Raw genomic sequence first — 1,102 nt, forward strand, 5'->3', positions numbered from 1 at the left:
GGTGGACGGCGTCGCCATGACCGTGACACCGCCCGCCAGCGCCAGATCGCACTCGCCGTTGCGCAGCGCCTGCGCGGCCAGGTGCAGGGCCACCAGAGACGACGAGCACGCCGTGTCCACCGTCACCGCCGGCCCCTCGAACCCGAAGGTGTACGCCACCCGCCCCGAGGCCACACTGCCCGCACTGCCGGTCGACAGCATCCCCTCGAAGCCCTCGGCGGCCGGTGCCCACGCCCCGTAGTCGTGGTACATGAGCCCCGCGAACACGCCCGTGCGGCTGCCCCGCAGTCCCGCGGGGTCGACCCCCGCACGCTCCAGCGCCTCCCACGCGGCCTCCAGCAGCAACCGCTGCTGCGGATCCGTGGCGATCGCCTCGCGCGGGCTGATCCCGAAGAACGCCGCGTCGAAGTCCGCCGCGTCGTGCAGGAAACCGCCATGCCTGCTGTACGACTTCCCCACACTCTCCGGATCCGGGTCATAGAGCCCCTCCACGTCCCAGCCACGGTCGGTCGGGAACTCGGTGATGGCGTCCCCACCCTCGGCCACCAGCCGCCACAGATCCTCCGGCGAGGCCACACCACCCGGGTAGCGGCAGGCCATGCCCACGATGGCCACCGGCTCATCGAGGGTGGCGGCGGCCACGACGTCGGTCGCGGCCGGGTCGGTGGCGGCGTCACCGGCCTCGGTTCCGGCACCGAGGACCTCCAGCAGCAGGTAGTCGGCCAGGGCCTGCGGTGTCGGATAGTCGAAGATCAGAGTGGCGGGCATCCGCGTCGCGGTCTTGTCCTGGATGCGTTCCTTGAGCTCCAGCGCCATCAGCGAGTCGAAGCCCATGTCCTGGAACGGCCGCGATGCCTCGATCGTGTCGGTCGACGCGTGTCCCAGCACGTCCGCGACCGCGGCGTTCACCAGCTCCCTGAGCGCCGCCTTGCGCCGTTCACCGGCGAGCCCGGCCAGCCGGGCGCCCCACCGCGAGTCGGCATCCTGGCCGACGGCGCCGGCTGCGGCCGGGGTCGCGGTCGCGACCTGCTTGCGGACGGGCGTACGGACCAGTCCGCGGAGTACGGCGGGCAGGTCGTCCTGTGCGGCACGCTCCCGCAGT

General features: G+C 72.7%; 1 protein-coding gene. It reads right to left on the bottom strand.

The genetic code is table 11. The annotated features are described in order from the left end of the window. On the bottom strand, positions 1 to 1,102 hold a 1,102-nt coding region (locus AXW62_RS39705), incomplete at both ends, for an acyl carrier protein (protein WP_169808218.1).

It is taken from the genome of Streptomyces hygroscopicus subsp. hygroscopicus (genome assembly GCF_001553455.1).
GTDB lineage: Bacteria > Actinomycetota > Actinomycetes > Streptomycetales > Streptomycetaceae > Streptomyces > Streptomyces hygroscopicus.